Source organism: Candidatus Margulisiibacteriota bacterium (genome assembly GCA_003242895.1).
Taxonomy (GTDB): Bacteria; Margulisbacteria; Riflemargulisbacteria; order GWF2-39-127; family GWF2-39-127; genus GWF2-39-127.
In genome coordinates this window covers 1-16,486 of record QKMY01000045.1, presented here as the reverse complement: position 1 = coordinate 16,486, position 16,486 = coordinate 1, and the positions used below count along the sequence as shown (strand labels likewise).

The window sequence follows — 16,486 nt, the reverse complement described above, 5'->3', positions numbered from 1 at the left end:
AAGGGGACTAATAACGATGTCTAGAATTGGTAGAAACCCAATTGAGATCAAAAACGGAATAAGCATTAGTATTGAAAATACGATTGTAACTGTAAAAGGGGAAAAGGGTGAGATGCGGCTTGAGGTAAGTCCTTTGATAGTAGTTACGCAAGAAGATAACAAAATTATCGTATCTCGTACAAGTGATCTGAAAAAAGTAAAAGCTTTACATGGTTTATATAGAGCATTAATTGCGAATATGGTAAAAGGTGTTAGCGAAGGTTTTGAAAAAGCTTTAGAAATTAATGGCGTTGGATATAAAGTACAGAAAAAAGGTAAAGGATTATTATTATCATTAGGATATTCGCATCAGATAGATTATCCTGAACAAATTGGTATAGAATTTGTTATAGAAAATGATACTAAGTTTAAAATAGTTGGAATTGATAAAGCAAAAGTTGGACAGGTAGCAGCAGAAATTAGAGAGTTGAGACCCCCTGAACCATACAAAGGCAAAGGGATAAAGTATGCTAATGAAGTTATTCGAAGAAAAGCTGGCAAGGCAGGTAAAAAATAGAAAGGGTAGGTTTTAGTGATGGTATACAAAAAAAAGAAATCATTACGTGCAAAAAATATATTTGGAAGTTCTGAAAAGCCAAGGTTGTGCGTATATAGAGGTGTAAAAAATATTGGCGCACAAATTGTAGATGATGAAAAAGGAATAACATTAGCGTCTGCTTCAACTAACGAAAAAGATCTTAATAAATATCAATCTAATATTGAGGGTGCTGAAAAAATAGGAATTGCTTTAGCTGAGAGAGCAGTCAAAGCTGGAGTAACTAAAGTAATTTTTGATAGAAGAGATTATATTTATCATGGAAAAATTAAAGCCCTTGCTGATGCAGCACGAAAAGGCGGACTGGATTTTTAAATAATTAAGATGAGCGTTGGAAGGAGACACTGTATTAATGAAACAAAATATTATGGCAAAAGTTAAAAAAGAATTAGCTGCAGAAACAATCGAAAAAGTAGTTCAGATAAAAAGAGTTAATAAGGTAGTTAAAGGTGGGAAACGTTTAGCTTTCAGGGCTACGGTAATAGTTGGCGATCAGAATGGTGGCGTTGGAGTTGGGATTGGAAAAGCGACTGAGGTTCCAAGTGCAATTAAAAAAGCTATAGATTCAGCTAAAAAAGGAATATTCGGTATAAATGTAACTGGTGAAACAATACCGCACGAAATAACAGGAGAGTTTAATGCCTCAAAAGTTTTTCTTAAACCTGCGCCTAAAGGAACCGGTGTTATTGCTGGGGGTGTAGTTCGAATAATTCTTGAATTAGCTGGAATAAAAAATATAGTAGCTAAATCGCAAGGTTCGGGAAATGCAATTAATTCTGCAAGAGCTACTCTTGATGGATTATTAAAATTAAAAAATGCGCAAGAAATTGCAAATTTAAGAGGCAAGGAAATATCAATTAAATATGTTGGTGATGATAAAATTACAACCTTTAAGCCTCAACAGGAAACCGTTAAACGAGAAGACGAACGAGAAACAAGAAAACATGAAAAAATTGAAGAAAAAACAAAGAGGACGGAAGTTCGAGAAACTACAAATGTACCAGTTGTGGAAACAGCTATAGAAGAATAGTTTCAGATAGTAATATATTATTCATCGCCTGATAACAGATAAAAAGAATATTACTATATAAGTAATATATAAAGGAGATCACGTAAAATGGTTAGATTAGAAGATTTGAAACCTGCAGAAAAATCAAAAAAAAACAGGAAACGTGTAGGTAGAGGAAATTCGTCAGGCACCGGAGGAACTGCAGGCCGAGGACATAAGGGTCAGATGAGTCGATCTGGATCATCAACAAGGCCAGGATTTGAAGGCGGACAGACTCCCTTGTATAGACGGGTACCGAAAAGTAGAGGGTTTAATAATATTTCAAAAAAGGATTACGCAATTGTTAATCTAGCTGACTTGGTTGATTTACCAGCGGGTGCAGAAATTACAATTGAGTATCTGAAAGATATTAAGATGGTGAATAACAATTACAAATTATTAAAGATTTTGGGTAACGGTGAAATTAATACAAAACTTTCAATTAAGGCACACAAGTTTAGTAAGACAGCTTTAGAAAAATTAGACAAGGTAAGTGCAAAGGTTGAAATTTTGAAATGATATCTAATATAAAAAATTTGTTTAGAATTAAGGAATTAAGAAATCGTGTTTTCTTTTCTTTATTAATAGTCATAGTATATCGAATTGGATCACATATACCTATAGCAGGAGTTGATCAAACCGCTTTGGATAATTTGTTTGGTCAGGGTGGTTTTTTTGGATTTGTCGATTTGTTTTCTGGCGGCTCTTTAAGAAGGTTTTCAATATTTGCATTAGGAATAATTCCTTATATAAATGCTTCAATAATAATGCAGTTACTCACAGTTGTAACCCCTCAACTAAAAGAAATGATGGAAGAAGGGGAATTAGGTAGAAAAAAAGTACAACAGTATACTCGATATTTAGCCATAGTGTTAGCCTTTTTACAAGCACTTGCGATGTCAGCTGGATTTCGGTCAATATTATCACCTGATACTAGTTTTTCCGTGTTTATGTTTACTTCTGTTTTTTCGCTTGTTGCTGGTACTTCCCTAGTAATGTGGTTAGGTGAGTTGATAACTGAGAGAGGTATTGGAAATGGTGCGTCGATTATTATTTTTGTTGGAATAATTTCTATGATTCCCTCTTATATTCTTAGTACTTATAGCTTAGTTCTTGGTGGCGCAAGTATTGTTAGTGTTGTTTTTCTATTACTAATTTTTTGCGCAGTTATCGTCGGGATAATTATAGTACAAGAAGGGCAGAGAAAGATTCCTGTTCAGTATACTAAGCGAATTGTAGGCCGCAAAGAACATGGTGGACAAAATACATATATACCTTTGCGTATTAATCAAGGGGGCGTGATTCCTATAATATTCGCTTCTTCCGTTTTGGCATTTCCTGCAACTTTAGCACAGTTTATTTCTCCGTTAAGGTTTCTTTCGGACTGGTTTAATCCTGGTGGTGCACTTTATATGTTGTTTTTTGCAGGGTTAATATTCTTTTTTACCTATTTTTATACTGCAATTACATTTAACCCAGTAGAGCTTGCTGACAATATTAAAAAGTATGGAGGCTTCATCGTAGGTGTAAGACCTGGAAGAGCAACCGCTGATTATCTTGAAAAAATAATTAGCAGACTGACATTGGTTGGCGCCGTTTTTTTATCGATCATAGCAATAACTCCTATGTTAGCTGCTAATATTACCAATGTAACAAGTTTTATTGGTTTAGGTGGAACGGCACTCTTGATTATGGTTGGAGTCGCAATAGATTTAATGAAACAGATAGAAACACATTTCGTAACAAGGCAGTATGATGGTATGCTTGAGTAGAAAGGATCCAATATGTCAATAAAGATAATTTTAATAGGTGCTCCGGGTTCTGGAAAAGGAACCCAGGCTAAGAAATTAAAAGATATGACTGGTTGCTTGCATATAGCAACTGGCGACATTTTGAGGGAAGCAATAAGAAGTAATTCAGAATTAGGAATTAAAGCGAAGGATTACATCGATAATGGAAAGTTAGTTCCTGATAATATTATTATTGACATGATGAAGGAAAAGCTTCAATCAATTAATTCAATTACAGGCTTTATACTAGATGGATTCCCTCGGACAATACCTCAGGCTAAGAGCCTCGACAATATTTTGGAAGAAATTGGAATAAAGTTAGATAAAGTTGTTTATATAGATGTTAGTCTTGATGAGATAGTAAAAAGAATGGCAGGAAGACTTACCTGTCCAACGTGTGGCAAATCTTATCATAAAATATTTAATAAGCCAAAACAGGATAATTTGTGTGATGTAGATGGGGCTGAATTAATTGTTCGAGAAGATGATAAAACTGAAGTTGTTATTGGTAGATATAATACCTTTGAATCTCAGACCGAACCATTAATAGAGTATTATGATAAAAATAAAATGCTTGCAAGTATCGATGGTGAAAAAGACATAGATGAGATATTTACAAATATTGTAAATAAATTAAAACTATAAATTTTCATTTGCAAATAATAAAAAAAGCTGATACAATTCTACCTCGTCATAAGAATATATTTAATGAATTAAGAGATAAATAATGAAAAAAGATATAATTGAAGTTGAAGGAAAGATTGTAGAGACTATGCCTAACGCAATGTTTAGGGTAGAACTTGATACAGGACAAGTAATACTAGCTCATGTGTCAGGGAAGATAAGAAAGAACTTTATTAGAGTGTTATTAGGGGATAGAGTAAAGATAGAGTTGTCACCTTATGATTTAACTAAAGGCAGAATAACCTATAGAATTAAATGATTTTATTATGGTGGTGTAAAAATGAAAGTAAGAGCTTCAGTAAAAAAAATTTGTACAAAATGTAAAATGTTGAGAAGGCACGGAGTATTACGTGTAATATGTGAAAATCCTAAGCATAAACAAAGACAAGGGTAGGAGGAAAGATTGTGGCGAGAATAGCTGGTGTAGACCTTCCAAGGGATAAGCGAATTGAAATAGCACTAACCTATATATATGGGATTGGTGTAAGAACAAGCCAAAAGATATTAAGAGATAAAGGAATTAATCCAGATCTTAGGGTTAAGGATTTAACAGAAAATGAAGCTGTAAAACTTCGAGAAGCTGTTAGTGAATATAAAATTGAGGGTGATTTAAGACGCGATGTGTCGATGAACATAAAACGTCTTATTGAAATAGGCAGCTATAGAGGGCAAAGGCATAAGAAGAATTTACCTTCCAGAGGTCAAAGAACTAAAACAAATGCTCGAACACGCAGGGCTGGTAAGAGAAAAACAGTTGCTGGAAAGAAGAAAGTAGCTAAGAAGTAAATGAGGACTGATAACTGATTTGAGCAAAAAGGAGAAATGGAATGGCTGAGAAAACTGTAAAAGTAAAAAAGAAAAAAATAAAAAAAGTTGTAACCACAGGTATCGCAACTATTAAATCCACATTTAATAACACTATTATCTCGATAACCGATATGAATGGAAATGTAATTTCATGGGGAAGTGCTGGTACTGTTGGGTTTAAAGGTACAAAAAAAGGAACTCCATTTGCCGCACAGTCAGCAGCTGAACTTGCATCTGAGAAAGCAAGAGAATTGGGAGTAAAAGCTGTAGATGTGCTTGTTAAAGGTCCTGGTGCAGGTCGAGAGACTGCAATCCGTGCGATACAAGCTTCAGGGATAGAAATAATGTCGATCAAAGATGTAACGCCTATACCGCATAATGGATGTAGGCCACCAAAAAGAAGAAGAGTTTAATGGTTTTTGAAAGGAGATATTAATGGGAAGATATTTAGGACCAGTATGTAAATTGTGCCGAAGAGAAGGAGAAAAGCTTTTTTTAAAAGGAAGTCGATGTGAATCTCCTAAGTGTTCGGTTGTAAAAAGAGCATTTCCACCAGGAAAGTCTGCTGCAGTAAGAAAGAAGCAATCTGAATATGGAATAAGGTTGCGTGAGAAACAAAAAGCAAAAAGATTTTATGGATTGTCAGAGAAACAGTTCAAAAATATGTATGATAGAGCAGTTCTTAAAAAAGGCATTAAGGGAGAGAATTTTCTAAGATCATTAGAGCTAAGGTTTGATAATGTAATAACAAGGCTTGGCTTGGCAAGTTCTCATAATCAAGCTAGAACATTAATAAGGCATGGGCATTTCATGATTAATAATGTTAAAGTGGATATACCTTCTTATGAACTTAAAGAAAAATTTGTTATCTCAATTAATGAAAAAAGCAAACCTCAGTTTTTGGGTGCTCTTGAATCAATTAGCAAGAAAAAATTAGCAAATTGGCTAGCGTTTGACATTAGTAAACAAGAGGGAATTATTACGAAAGAACCAGTGAGAGTAGAAATGGATGTGCCAGTTAACGAAAGACTTATCGTAGAATATTATTCGAGATAATTTAAGGAGGAATATTAGAGTGGGAAAACAGTCCTGGGTAAAATTTTTTTCGGAAGCACCAAATTATGGTAAGTTCATAGCAGAGCCTTTAGAAAAAGGATATGGTATAACGCTTGGAAACTCTTTAAGAAGAATACTTTTGTCTTCTTTGGAAGGTGCGTCCATAACTGCAATTCAGATTGAAGGCGTAAGTCATGAATATGAACAGATAAAAGGTGTCGTAGAGGATACCCTTGACATAATTTTAAATATTAAGGGAATTATTGTAAAATCGCACTCTGATACTGCCAAAGAATTGACGATAAGCGTAAAGGGAAAAACTGACGTAACTGCAAAAGATATAGAACATGATGATGAAATTGAAATTATTAATCCAGAACAACATATTGCAACGCTTAATGAAACCGCTAAGTTTAATGTTAAATTGTGGGTTGAAAAGGGTAAGGGATACGTTCCTGCCGAGGGTAATAAAAATGCAAGTCAGTCTATAAATGTTATCCCGATTGACTCGGATTTTTCACCGGTCAAGAAGGTGAATATCGATGTTCAGAACACTAGAGTTGGGAAGCAGACTGATTTTGATAAATTAGTACTAGAAATATGGACCAATGGCAGTATATCGCCTGAAAAAGCAATTAAAGATAGTGCTGAACTCTTAATCGATAATTTCAAAATGTTTATAGAATATAATAAAAAGCCTCAAGATGCCATTCCTCTAGAAGAAAAAGCGGAGGAAGCAAAAGCCGGTACTTTAGACTTAACCATTGAAGATTTGGAATTATCTGCTAGATCATCAAATTGTTTAAAAAAAGCAGGGATTAATACTGTAAGAGAGCTTCTTGAAAAAGATATGAAAGATTTGATGCAGATTAAAAACTTTGGTAAAAAGTCAGCTGATGAAATTAATGAAAAATTAGCTCAATATGGGTATAAGCTAAAAGATGAATCTAATGAAGAGATGAATGAAATTTAAAGGAGTATTCGTATGAGGCACAGGAAAGGTATTACAAAACTTGGAAGACCGACAGATCAAAGAATAGCTTTATTGAGGAACTTGGTTATATCATTGATTCAGTATGGTAAAATTGAGACGACTGAAGCAAAAGCTCGTGAAGCTATTAAAATGGCAGAAAGAGTTATTACGTTAGGAAAAAATAAAAGCGTATCGTCTATTCGAAATGTTTTAAAAATAATTCCTCACAAGGAATCAGTGAAAAAAATATTTGATGAAGTAAGCATTAATTATAAAGATAGAAATGGTGGCTATATTCGAATAACAAAAACAAGACTTAGACAAGGCGATGCTACTCAAATGGCAGTTATAGAACTAATAAAAGATTAAGTATGAATGTAAAGCTTATTGTTAGTTATGACGGAACTAGCTATAGGGGTTTTCAAAGACAGACGAGATGGTCTAATACGATACAAAATGTATTAGAAGAGTGTATAACGAAGATATTTGAAAAAAAAATAAATGTTTGTGGATCAGGAAGGACCGATGCAGGAGTTCACGCAATCGGCCAGGTGGTTAACTTTAGTATTGATACAAAAATTCCAGTAATTAAGATTCCTGAATTAATGAATAAAAGGTTGCCATTTGATATTAGAATAGTAGATGCTCAGCAAGTGAGGAGTGCATTTAACGCAAGAATCGATGCGAAGAGAAGAGAATATCGGTATTTATTCTACAAGGGCAATTGTGAATTTCCTGGTATTGACAGATTTTGTTGGAAACTTGATAATTTATTTGATTTAAAAATCGCCGCAGAACTATGTAGTAACCTTATGGGAACAAAAGACTTTAATGCATTTATGAGTTCGGGATCAAGTGCAGCAACAACAGTAAAAACAATATATAATTGCAGTATTCAGAAAGTTAACGAGTTTAATTGGATCTTTAGTAAAGGTAATTTTCAATTATATGAATTAACAGTGGAAGCGAATGCTTTTTTGTATAATATGGTAAGAATAATAGTAGCAAATATAGTAAGGGTAGCAACGGGACAAGAGGATAAGCACAATTTCTTAGAAATTTTAGAGAGTAAAAATAGGAAATTAGCCGGAAAAATGGCACCAGCTAATGGATTATACTTAACAAAAGTAACTTATTGATAGAGGAAGGGAATTTTAAATGAGAAATACAAAAACATTTTCAGCAAAACCGGATAGCGTAGATAAAAAATGGTATCTGGTTGATGCAAAAGGAAAAACTCTTGGAAGATTAGCATCACAAGTTGCAACTATTCTTCGGGGTAAAAATAAGCCTGAATTTACACCATCTATGGACACAGGTGATTATGTCGTAGTAATAAATGCAGAAAAGATAAGCGTTACCGGGAGAAAAGAAACAGATAAAATGTATCACCGTTATACAGGTTATGCCGGCGGAATAAAGACAGAATCTTTAATAACGATGAGAAAGAAACATCCTGAAAACATTCTTATGATAGCTGTAAAGGGGATGCTGCCGAAAAGTCCTATTGGAAGTAAGATGCTTAAGAAGTTAAAAGTATGTGCTGGAGAAAATCATTGTTATACTGCACAAAAACCACAAATGATTGAACTATAACGAATTTTTGGTGAGAGTTGAAGGGAGAGCCTGATGAGTGAAAAATTATTAAAAAAAGTGGATAATAAAGAGGGAAGTGCTCATAAAGTAAAATATTATGGTACTGGCAGAAGAAAAAGTTCTGTTGCAAGAGTATGGATATTACAGGGAAAAGGTAATATCAGCGTAAATGATAAACCTGTTAACGATTATATAGTTCGAGAGATGTTAGCGGAAAATCTAAAATTACCATTAAAGATAACGAATAACATGAATAGCTATGATGTTATTGCCTTTGTAAAAGGTGGTGGAATGGCTGGACAAGCTGGAGCTATAAGACATGGAATTACACGAGCATTATTAACCGTGAATCCTGATTTCAGAAAAATGTTGAAGCGAGAAGGATTAGTAACTCGAGATCCACGCGAAAAAGAACCTAAAAAGTATGGTCGTAAAAAAGCTAGAAAAGGCTTTCAATATAGAAAAAGATAAAATTATATATAAGATTCAACATGAAAAAGGCGCTCGAAGGAACGTCTTTTTTCATTTATTATTAATATTATTGTTCATCGGTAAATAGATATAGAAGATGTCAGTGCATACTAAACTTTTCCAACAAATTGCTAAATTGACAAATAAATAATTAAGATTTAAAATTAAATTGTTACAAAAATCACAATATATTTAAAGAGGGGAATCATATGTCAAGAATATATAACTTTAGCGCAGGGCCAGCTATGCTTCCGTTAGAAGTTTTGGAACAGGCAGCAAATGAAATGGTTGATTATAGTGGATCTGGTATGTCAGTATTGGAAATGTCACACCGTTCAAAACCATTTGAGGCTATAATTAATCAAGCCGAATCTTTACTTCGAGAAATCATGAACATTCCTGCAAACTATAAGGTTTTATTTTTACAAGGTGGAGCCTCATCACAATTCTCAATGATCCCTCTCAACTTATTTGGAAAGGTCAGAAAAGCAGATTATATCCTTACGGGAGAATGGGCTAAAAAGGCTATTCAGGAAGCAAAGCGATATGGGGAAATAAATATAGTTGCTTCATCTAAAGATAAAAACTTTAATTATATACCGCCAATAGATAAGTCAAACTTTGATTCGGAAGCAGCATACTTTCATATCACAACAAATAATACCATTTATGGTACTGTTATGAGGGACGTCCCTGAAACTGGAGACGTACCTGTTGTTGCAGATATGTCGTCTAATATTCTGTCGGAAGAAATTGATGTTAAAAAATTTGGTCTTATTTATGCAGGTGCACAGAAGAATATTGGACCTGCTGGTGTTACGATTGTTATAATTAGAGATGATTTAATTGGAAATGCCTTAGAAATAACACCGACGATGTTTAATTACCAAACGCATGTTGAAACAAATTCGCTCTATAACACTCCTCCAACTTATGCTATTTACATTGCCAAATTAGTATTTGAATGGATAAAAAACAAAGGCGGAGTTAAGTCGATAGCTAAAATTAATAATGAGAAGGCAAAAATGCTCTATGGCGCAATTGAAACGTCTAGTCTTTTTAAATTGACAGTCCCGAACCCAGCACATCGCTCAATAATGAATATTCCTTTTGTGCTTCCAGAGAAGGACCTTGAGGAAAAGTTTATTAAAGAAGCTGCAGCTTGCGGTTTGACAACATTAAGAGGTCATCGATCGGTTGGTGGGATGAGAGCGAGTATTTACAATGCTATGCCAATGGAAGGGATCAAAGCCTTAGTTGAGTTTATTAATGAATTTGACAAAAATAATAAATAGAGAAAGGTGCTATTGAATGTTTAAGATACAGACCCTTAATAAGATTTCATCTTTAGGTATACTGAGAATGTCCCCAGACACTTACGAAATAGCATCAGAATTTAGTAACCCTGATGCAGTGTTGGTAAGAAGTTTTAAAATGAATGATATGGAGTTTAATGCTAATTTAAAGGTTATAGGACGGGCTGGCGCAGGAGTTAACAACATTCCAGTTAGTCGCTGTACCGACAAAGGTATTGTAGTCTTTAATACTCCGGGAGCGAATGCTAACGCAGTAAAAGAACTAGTTTTGTGTGGTATGTTCTTAGCTTCAAGAAAAATTGTTGACGGGATAAATTGGGGCAAAACGCTCGAAGACCAAGGTGCCGAAGTCACGAAGATTGTTGAAAAAAACAAAGAACAGTTCGGTGGGAATGAAATCAAAGGAAAAACATTAGGACTAATTGGCCTTGGTGCCATTGGTACAATAGTTGCAAATGATGCCATTGAACTTGGAATGAATGTACTTGGTTATGATCCGTTTATTTCTGTTGATAAAGCGTGGCAGCTTTCAAGTAAAGTTAAGAAAGCAGCTGGACTTGATAGCCTATTAGCTAATTCCGATATTATTTCAGTCCATATGCCTTTGACTGATGATACTAAGAGTATATTAAACAGAGAAAAATTTGCACTGATGAAAAAAGGTGTAAAAATAATGAACTTTTCCAGATCAGAAATTGTTAATAACAATGACCTGAAAGTTGCGATTAAAGATGGAATTGTTGGTTGTTATGTTACTGATTTCCCTTCAGATGATTTATTGAATGTTCCTGGAATTATTTGTATTCCTCATCTAGGAGCTTCCACGCAGGAAGCTGAAGATAACTGTGCTGTTATGGTTGTCGATCAAGTAATGGATTTTTTAGAAAATGGAAATATTATTAATTCGGTTAACTTCCCAACTTGTTATTTAGAAAGATCTACTGGTGGATCTCGACTGGTTATTTCTAACAAAAATATACCTGCCATGGTTGGTCAGATATCAACCATATTAGCTGACGCAAAATTTAATATTATTGAAATGATAAATAAAAGCCGAAATGAGATTGCCTATACAATGGTAGACGTCGAAGGAAAGGTACCTGAAGAGGTTGTTTCTAGCTTACGTTCAATCAATGGTGTTATTAGTGTAAGAAATATTTAGCATTACTATTATTTATCAATTATAGCCCGCTTGATGCGGGCTTATATTTCTTGAAATAATTTACCTTTCGATAGTCTAATAAAATCTGTCCAAGAAATAATAGAAATCTAAATTGGTTCTTTTTCGATAGTAAGTTTGGCGCAAAAGAACATGTCATCCTATCCTTCAGGAAGCTTGAACTATTACTTCCTGTATGTAGATTTTTTGTAAAATAGTTGATAGCCTTTTTTTCTTCAGCTATAAATCGGTGCTCTATACAGAAATTATTAACTATTTCTAACCATAGAAATAATTTGTTCTTTTTACAATACGCGGATACCTCCGGTAAATAACTAACGTTGAATTTTGTCGTGAAGTAATAAACAATAGGCTGTATACCACAGGATTTAAGTTGATCTATGTTTGTTAAAAGCTTTTTGTAGGCATCTTTCTTTCCTACCATTTCGTCATGCTCATTTTCGTCAAAGCTTAAGAAATAGGCAAAAACATTGGTATTTAGCAAAGATGAAATATTATCTGGTAGCATTAATAGTGGTGTAAATATGTTGACAATTCGTTTTCTTTTAAGGAGAGTATCTAATATTTGGGGCAGATGCGGTGATAAGAGCGGATCCCCACCAATAAGGTTAATAATCGGAAATTTTGGTATTATTGAAGATTGCGGTGCGTTTGGTATTTGAATCTCATTGTCTGGCGGGTTAGGATTTGCAGCGCAAAATGGACAGTTAAGCTGACATTTTTCAAAAATAACGCTGGTTGCATACAGACTTAAGTTCTGCTGATTCATAAGTGGCAGTTCAATTGGTTGATACAATTCTGTCTGAAATATTATTACTTATTTTCGTCCGCTACTTTTTTATAGTAGCTGACCAGTTGTTTCATATAACTGCTTATCTCGTATTTCGATGCAAGAGTGTCGGATTCTATCTGCCATTTTTTAAAGAACTCTCTGTCACCGAAAAGTTTCTTAATAATTTCAGTAAAATCAGTTGCGTTTTTACCTTTTAGATAATGAGTAAACAATGAGCTAGGATACTCGACATTATCTCTAAGAACGAGCGGGAGCTTGACCGAGCTTGCCTCGATCGTTGCAAAAGCAAAATTCTCTTGAAATGATGGCATGAAGTAAACATCAGCCATGGCGTAATAGCTTGGCATATCATCGAAATCGACAGCTCCGGTAAAAATGACATTTTTAGGAGCATTTTCAACCGCTGTAGTTAAACTATTGAAATCTGCAGTTAGTTTTCCGTATGGACGGCCTCCAACCCATACAAAAATTATGTCTTTAAGGTTTTTTGCCGCTTCTAGAAAATCATAAATACCTTTTCTTGGCTGTATCTGTCCAACGCATAGGACAACGAAGTCTTCTTTTTTAATATTAAGCTTCTGTCTGAACTTGTCTCGTGATTCATTATCAGCTTTAAATTTTACTCGGTTTACGCTGTTACAGAGAACGTTAATCTCAGTTTTGATTCCGATTTTCTCTAGCTCAGTCTTAACAACGGGAGATACAGCTATTATCATTCTAGCCCTGCTGTAAACGTATTTCAGATACCACTTTGCCATAGGCCGCCAGAGTTCGCTGAGAATGAGGCTTCCAATGAATGAATCTGGAACGACATGTGCTGAAACAAGTAATTTGTTTTTATACTTGAATGATTTCAGGATATATTCAAAGCCAATAGTATGAGAATGAACTACGTCATAGTTGTCACCTTTGCCATTGACGGTAAGTTCTATGTCATTAATTTTTTTAATAGATTCGACAGACTCCAGGTAGGCGGTATATACACCGTTCGCAGTACCAATAAACTTTTCTGCAATAAGATTGAGTTTCATACGCTTTTCCCTCCCTAATGAGATATTATTATACTATTGTAGCACTTTAATAATTTTTCTGTCATATTTTCTGCGGACCATTCATCAGCGCGATGTGTTGCTTCCTCTGATTTTTGCTCCAGAAGGACTGGGTTTTGCAGCAGGTCAACTATTTTATCTGAAAACTTAGAGACGTTATCCGGGGTTAAGATGCCCCCGTAGTTACCTTGCAGAACATCTGATACACCCATCGCGTCAACAGCAACCACAGGTGTTCTCATCGACATAGCTTCAATAAGGACCAAGCCCTGCGTTTCTGTCGTAGAGGCGAAGATAAAGATATCTGACATTCTCACTATACTAAAAACAATTTTCCGGTCGACATAGCCTGTAAACGTAATATTATCTTGTATCTGAAGCTTTTTTGCCAATTTCTGGAGGGGAATTTTTTCAGGACCATCCCCAACAATAATGAGCTGGGTATTTTTTACGGAGATCAATATACTTGGCATGGCATTAATAAGAAATTCTATGTTTTTTTCTTTGCCAAGTCGGCCAACAAAACATAAGAGCCTTCGATTGGTCGGGATATTGTATTGCTCTTTCAATGCGTCTGCTTTCACAAGCAAGGAAGTATCTATGGATTCTATTCCGGTTGGGATTATTTCTATCGGTGAAGCAACCCCGTATTCTTTTAGTTCCTCCAATATTTTAGCTGAAGGAACGATAATCAGGTCACATAGATTGCAATATCGTTTACTAGCCCATTTGACAACATTTTTAAAAACTTCGCCTTCAAGTTTAATGTAATGGAGATATTCAGTGAACAAGGTATGGTAGGTGTGCACAAGGGGTATTTTATATTTTTTGCTGAGATAAGCCGCAAGTAAACCCATGGAAAACGGTGTTTGGCTATGAATAATGTCTATTTTTAGCCGGTCGAATTTGTTGAGTATTCGAGAGTATGGGAAGACCAGTCTGTGTTCCCGTTGGAATGGATATGTAACCGAATTAAATCTAAAAACTCGCTTCAGCCTTTTGTTCTCACCTGGGAGCATCGGCGCAAAAATAAACACTTTGTGCCCTTTTTTTTCAAGTTCTTTTCGAAAAATTTCTATGGAAGTTACAACTCCGTTAATCTGGGGTTTATAGGTATCGGTGAATATTGCTATTCGCATCGTTAATTAAAGAGTCCTTGCTTTCGGAATTATAACATTTATTAGACCGACAATCAGTACTAGGATCCCTAATGAGTAGAATACCATGGAAGTGCTCAAAATGTTAGCAAGATAGCCACCAATAACTACCGGAATGGTAAATGCTGAGTTAACAATCATGTTTTGTATCCCAAAAACTCTTCCTCGAACATGCTTTGGTGTTTTTGCCTGGATCGTTGTTTGAATCGGAATAGTAATATATCCGTTACCTACGCCAAGAAAGAAAATGAGTACTAAAGCCATAATAACTGTATTGGTATACGATAGAAATATTAAAATAATGCCGGTTATCAAGAATCCGATGGAAATTAGTATTCCTCTTTTTAGTTCATTGAAAATATTTATGGTAATTATTCCAAAAAACATTCCAACTCCTGATAATGCAATAAAGTAGCCGAAATATGTTTTTTGAATGCCTATAATAGAGGCTACAAAATCTATTGCCAATTCACTTAATATCGCCAGGACCGTTGTAGCTACAAAAAGGTTAAATAGAGTTATTCTTACAATGAAATTTCTTCTAATGAATTCCAACCCTAAGGTAAGGTCTTTTATTATTTGTTGATAGCTGTGTTCTGCACAAGTTGAATATTCCGGGAAATGCATTAATGACGCAATAATTGCGGCTATTGCATAAAATATCGCGGTAAAGACATACATATTTTCTAGTGTTAGCTGGAAGAACGCCAAGACCGGGATTAATGCAAATCCAACTACTGTCGATCCCATCCAGGTTACCATAAATAACGAGTTTGCAGCAGTAAGATCTTTCTTCTTAACAAGAAGGGGAATTGAACTGGTTTCAGCTGGAAGGAAAAACTGGGCAACCGTAAAGATTAAAAAGCTGACAATAAATAAATAGACGAGGGAATTGGTTGTAAATGGCAGGAAAATAAATATCGATATTAGTACAATTCTTATGAGATTCGATACGACCAGAATCATTTTTTTCTTCCACCTATCAACATATACGCCGGCAATTAAGCTGAATATCAGTGCGGATATCCCGAATGAGAGCATAGGAATTGCTAACCCTAGCTTATTTGTTGTTAGATTATGTACTTGGAGAAGCAATACTCCCACCAACATTCTATCAGCAAGCTGTGAGAACGTTTGTGAGAACCAGAGAAGTAAAAAATCTTTAGTCTTAAAAACTTCTTTAAAACTTTGCATAATGGTCACGAATAATTATAGAGAATTTTATCGAATTCATCATCAGTATTTATATTGTCTCCTGTTCCAAATCCTTCAATTTCCAGAAACTTTTTTTGAAATAATCTTTTTATTTTATCATAGTCTGTATGAAGTGTTAATAATTTAAGTAGTTCGCTTAAAAGATTATATAATTCAGTTGATTTCAATGCCGGTAAGGTTATTTTATTTATTGTTCTAGCCATATATGATGCAAGTATTATTTTGTCGAAGTTTTTGTGGATATCATAATAATTTTCTATAATATCGGCCTGATTAATTATATCGAAGGTCTTTCCTTCAGATAGAATAAAATTGTTACGGCAGAATAATTCTATACGTCCAGACAACTTGCTTTTTGTTTTTCGGCTGCCTTTAGCTATTGATTGTATCTTTCCATAATCCTTTGAATAAATAATAACTATTTTGTCTGCTTCACCTAATGGGGTGATCTTGGTAATTATGCCTTCAGTTTTATATAACATTTTACCTTATACTATTTATTTTTCATATACTGAATACTTGATGATGAAAAAATAAATAATTAATTGCGAATAATATTGCATACTTCTTTCGTGTAGATACTAGCATTACACTGAAATAGTTGTACCCTAATGTAGCATATTTTGATTTTATTTTAAAGAGTTCTTGCTTTTTAGACAGTAGTTCTAATTATAAAGAGCAAAGGTTAACAGAAATAGTTAGTGAGTTAAAAAAATAAACAGGCTAGCATCAAGTAATCATAAAAAAACATCTCCA

General features: G+C 34.4%; 22 protein-coding genes and 1 pseudogene. 18 read left to right on the top strand and 5 right to left on the bottom strand.

Translation table 11 applies throughout. The features are described 5' to 3' along the window. Positions 1 to 16 precede the first annotated feature (16 nt). From DKM50_06280 to DKM50_06195, 18 genes are all read left to right on the top strand, one after another. Positions 17 to 556: a 50S ribosomal protein L6 gene (locus DKM50_06280; protein PZM79786.1), complete on the top strand. Its 540-nt coding sequence runs from the start codon at positions 17 to 19 to the stop codon at positions 554 to 556. Between the two features lie 18 nt (positions 557 to 574). Beyond that, positions 575 to 910, top strand: coding sequence for a 50S ribosomal protein L18 (locus tag DKM50_06275; GenBank protein PZM79785.1), 336 nt, complete (start codon positions 575 to 577; stop codon positions 908 to 910). A gap of 52 nt (positions 911 to 962) precedes the next feature. Further along, a complete protein-coding gene (locus DKM50_06270) occupies positions 963 to 1,625 on the top strand; it encodes a 30S ribosomal protein S5 (GenBank protein PZM80018.1) in 663 nt (220 codons plus the stop codon). Positions 1,626 to 1,712: 87 nt separating this feature from the next. Continuing rightward, positions 1,713 to 2,162: a 50S ribosomal protein L15 gene (locus DKM50_06265; protein PZM79784.1), complete on the top strand. Its 450-nt coding sequence runs from the start codon at positions 1,713 to 1,715 to the stop codon at positions 2,160 to 2,162. Then, complete coding sequence (locus tag DKM50_06260; GenBank protein PZM79783.1) at positions 2,159 to 3,415, top strand: preprotein translocase subunit SecY; 1,257 nt, start codon at positions 2,159 to 2,161, stop codon at positions 3,413 to 3,415. Before DKM50_06265 ends, DKM50_06260 begins: the two co-directional genes overlap by 4 nt. Before the next feature lie 18 nt (positions 3,416 to 3,433). Continuing rightward, positions 3,434 to 4,078, top strand: a complete 645-nt coding sequence (locus DKM50_06255) for an adenylate kinase (protein ID PZM80017.1) — start codon at positions 3,434 to 3,436, stop codon at positions 4,076 to 4,078. Positions 4,079 to 4,157: 79 nt separating this feature from the next. After that, on the top strand, positions 4,158 to 4,376 hold the full coding sequence (gene infA / locus DKM50_06250; GenBank protein PZM79782.1) for a translation initiation factor IF-1: 219 nt from the start codon (positions 4,158 to 4,160) through the stop codon (positions 4,374 to 4,376). A gap of 21 nt (positions 4,377 to 4,397) precedes the next feature. Beyond that, positions 4,398 to 4,511: a 50S ribosomal protein L36 gene (locus tag DKM50_06245; GenBank protein ID PZM79781.1), complete on the top strand. Its 114-nt coding sequence runs from the start codon at positions 4,398 to 4,400 to the stop codon at positions 4,509 to 4,511. A gap of 11 nt (positions 4,512 to 4,522) precedes the next feature. Further along, positions 4,523 to 4,903: a 30S ribosomal protein S13 gene (locus DKM50_06240; GenBank protein ID PZM79780.1), complete on the top strand. Its 381-nt coding sequence runs from the start codon at positions 4,523 to 4,525 to the stop codon at positions 4,901 to 4,903. A 41-nt stretch (positions 4,904 to 4,944) separates the two neighbouring features. After that, positions 4,945 to 5,337, top strand: a complete 393-nt coding sequence (locus DKM50_06235; GenBank protein PZM79779.1) for a 30S ribosomal protein S11 — start codon at positions 4,945 to 4,947, stop codon at positions 5,335 to 5,337. Positions 5,338 to 5,359: 22 nt separating this feature from the next. Next, positions 5,360 to 5,980, top strand: coding sequence for a 30S ribosomal protein S4 (locus DKM50_06230; GenBank protein ID PZM79778.1), 621 nt, complete (start codon positions 5,360 to 5,362; stop codon positions 5,978 to 5,980). 13 nt (positions 5,981 to 5,993) lie between these two features. Continuing rightward, on the top strand, positions 5,994 to 6,953 hold the full coding sequence (locus tag DKM50_06225) for a DNA-directed RNA polymerase subunit alpha (GenBank protein ID PZM79777.1): 960 nt from the start codon (positions 5,994 to 5,996) through the stop codon (positions 6,951 to 6,953). Between the two features lie 12 nt (positions 6,954 to 6,965). Continuing rightward, entirely contained in the window at positions 6,966 to 7,322 is a 357-nt protein-coding gene (locus DKM50_06220; protein ID PZM79776.1) for a 50S ribosomal protein L17, read from the top strand. Between the two features lie 2 nt (positions 7,323 to 7,324). Continuing rightward, entirely contained in the window at positions 7,325 to 8,092 is a 768-nt protein-coding gene (locus tag DKM50_06215; protein PZM79775.1) for a tRNA pseudouridine(38-40) synthase TruA, read from the top strand. Positions 8,093 to 8,111: 19 nt separating this feature from the next. Continuing rightward, complete coding sequence (locus DKM50_06210) at positions 8,112 to 8,549, top strand: 50S ribosomal protein L13 (GenBank protein ID PZM79774.1); 438 nt, start codon at positions 8,112 to 8,114, stop codon at positions 8,547 to 8,549. A gap of 33 nt (positions 8,550 to 8,582) precedes the next feature. Continuing rightward, the gene (locus DKM50_06205) at positions 8,583 to 9,020 is read left to right on the top strand and encodes a 30S ribosomal protein S9 (protein PZM79773.1); all 438 of its coding nucleotides are present in this window, start codon (positions 8,583 to 8,585) and stop codon (positions 9,018 to 9,020) included. 209 nt (positions 9,021 to 9,229) lie between these two features. Further along, positions 9,230 to 10,315 carry a 3-phosphoserine/phosphohydroxythreonine aminotransferase gene (locus tag DKM50_06200; protein PZM79772.1) on the top strand — a complete coding sequence of 362 codons (1,086 nt, stop codon included), beginning with the start codon at positions 9,230 to 9,232 and terminating at the stop codon, positions 10,313 to 10,315. A gap of 16 nt (positions 10,316 to 10,331) precedes the next feature. After that, on the top strand, positions 10,332 to 11,498 hold the full coding sequence (locus tag DKM50_06195; GenBank protein ID PZM79771.1) for a 3-phosphoglycerate dehydrogenase: 1,167 nt from the start codon (positions 10,332 to 10,334) through the stop codon (positions 11,496 to 11,498). A 19-nt stretch (positions 11,499 to 11,517) separates the two neighbouring features. Here the strand turns inward: DKM50_06195 and DKM50_06190 are convergent, their stop codons facing one another. The 5 genes and pseudogenes from DKM50_06190 to recO all read right to left on the bottom strand — a co-directional run bounded on the left by DKM50_06190 (position 11,518) and on the right by recO (position 16,212). Next, positions 11,518 to 12,285 (bottom strand): hypothetical protein, encoded by a 768-nt coding sequence (locus DKM50_06190; protein ID PZM79770.1) that lies wholly within the window; start codon positions 12,283 to 12,285, stop codon positions 11,518 to 11,520. 44 nt (positions 12,286 to 12,329) lie between these two features. Continuing rightward, complete coding sequence (locus DKM50_06185; protein PZM79769.1) at positions 12,330 to 13,340, bottom strand: glycosyltransferase family 1 protein; 1,011 nt, start codon at positions 13,338 to 13,340, stop codon at positions 12,330 to 12,332. Positions 13,341 to 13,354: 14 nt separating this feature from the next. Next, the gene (locus tag DKM50_06180) at positions 13,355 to 14,497 is read right to left on the bottom strand and encodes a glycosyltransferase family 4 protein (protein PZM79768.1); all 1,143 of its coding nucleotides are present in this window, start codon (positions 14,495 to 14,497) and stop codon (positions 13,355 to 13,357) included. A 6-nt stretch (positions 14,498 to 14,503) separates the two neighbouring features. After that, positions 14,504 to 15,709, bottom strand: coding sequence for a hypothetical protein (locus DKM50_06175; GenBank protein PZM79767.1), 1,206 nt, complete (start codon positions 15,707 to 15,709; stop codon positions 14,504 to 14,506). Positions 15,710 to 15,714: 5 nt separating this feature from the next. Continuing rightward, a pseudogene (gene recO / locus DKM50_06170) lies at positions 15,715 to 16,212 on the bottom strand (DNA repair protein RecO). Between the last annotated feature and the right edge of the window lie 274 nt (positions 16,213 to 16,486).

What these genes read in the sequence shown, in the direction of transcription:
- DKM50_06265 (PZM79784.1), top strand. Translation starts at nt 1,713, where the DNA reads ATGGTTAGATTAGAAGATTTGAAACCTGCAGAAAAATCAAAAAAAAAC.
- DKM50_06180 (PZM79768.1), bottom strand. Translation starts at nt 14,497, where the DNA reads ATGCGAATAGCAATATTCACCGATACCTATAAACCCCAGATTAACGGA.
- DKM50_06190 (PZM79770.1), bottom strand. Translation starts at nt 12,285, where the DNA reads ATGAATCAGCAGAACTTAAGTCTGTATGCAACCAGCGTTATTTTTGAA.
- DKM50_06260 (PZM79783.1), top strand. Translation starts at nt 2,159, where the DNA reads ATGATATCTAATATAAAAAATTTGTTTAGAATTAAGGAATTAAGAAAT.
- DKM50_06195 (PZM79771.1), top strand. Translation starts at nt 10,332, where the DNA reads ATGTTTAAGATACAGACCCTTAATAAGATTTCATCTTTAGGTATACTG.
- DKM50_06270 (PZM80018.1), top strand. Translation starts at nt 963, where the DNA reads ATGGCAAAAGTTAAAAAAGAATTAGCTGCAGAAACAATCGAAAAAGTA.
- DKM50_06205 (PZM79773.1), top strand. Translation starts at nt 8,583, where the DNA reads ATGAGTGAAAAATTATTAAAAAAAGTGGATAATAAAGAGGGAAGTGCT.
- DKM50_06230 (PZM79778.1), top strand. Translation starts at nt 5,360, where the DNA reads ATGGGAAGATATTTAGGACCAGTATGTAAATTGTGCCGAAGAGAAGGA.
- DKM50_06280 (PZM79786.1), top strand. Translation starts at nt 17, where the DNA reads ATGTCTAGAATTGGTAGAAACCCAATTGAGATCAAAAACGGAATAAGC.
- DKM50_06185 (PZM79769.1), bottom strand. Translation starts at nt 13,340, where the DNA reads ATGAAACTCAATCTTATTGCAGAAAAGTTTATTGGTACTGCGAACGGT.
- DKM50_06200 (PZM79772.1), top strand. Translation starts at nt 9,230, where the DNA reads ATGTCAAGAATATATAACTTTAGCGCAGGGCCAGCTATGCTTCCGTTA.
- DKM50_06210 (PZM79774.1), top strand. Translation starts at nt 8,112, where the DNA reads ATGAGAAATACAAAAACATTTTCAGCAAAACCGGATAGCGTAGATAAA.
- DKM50_06220 (PZM79776.1), top strand. Translation starts at nt 6,966, where the DNA reads ATGAGGCACAGGAAAGGTATTACAAAACTTGGAAGACCGACAGATCAA.
- DKM50_06245 (PZM79781.1), top strand. Translation starts at nt 4,398, where the DNA reads ATGAAAGTAAGAGCTTCAGTAAAAAAAATTTGTACAAAATGTAAAATG.
- DKM50_06215 (PZM79775.1), top strand. Translation starts at nt 7,325, where the DNA reads ATGAATGTAAAGCTTATTGTTAGTTATGACGGAACTAGCTATAGGGGT.
- DKM50_06275 (PZM79785.1), top strand. Translation starts at nt 575, where the DNA reads ATGGTATACAAAAAAAAGAAATCATTACGTGCAAAAAATATATTTGGA.
- DKM50_06235 (PZM79779.1), top strand. Translation starts at nt 4,945, where the DNA reads ATGGCTGAGAAAACTGTAAAAGTAAAAAAGAAAAAAATAAAAAAAGTT.
- DKM50_06175 (PZM79767.1), bottom strand. Translation starts at nt 15,709, where the DNA reads ATGCAAAGTTTTAAAGAAGTTTTTAAGACTAAAGATTTTTTACTTCTC.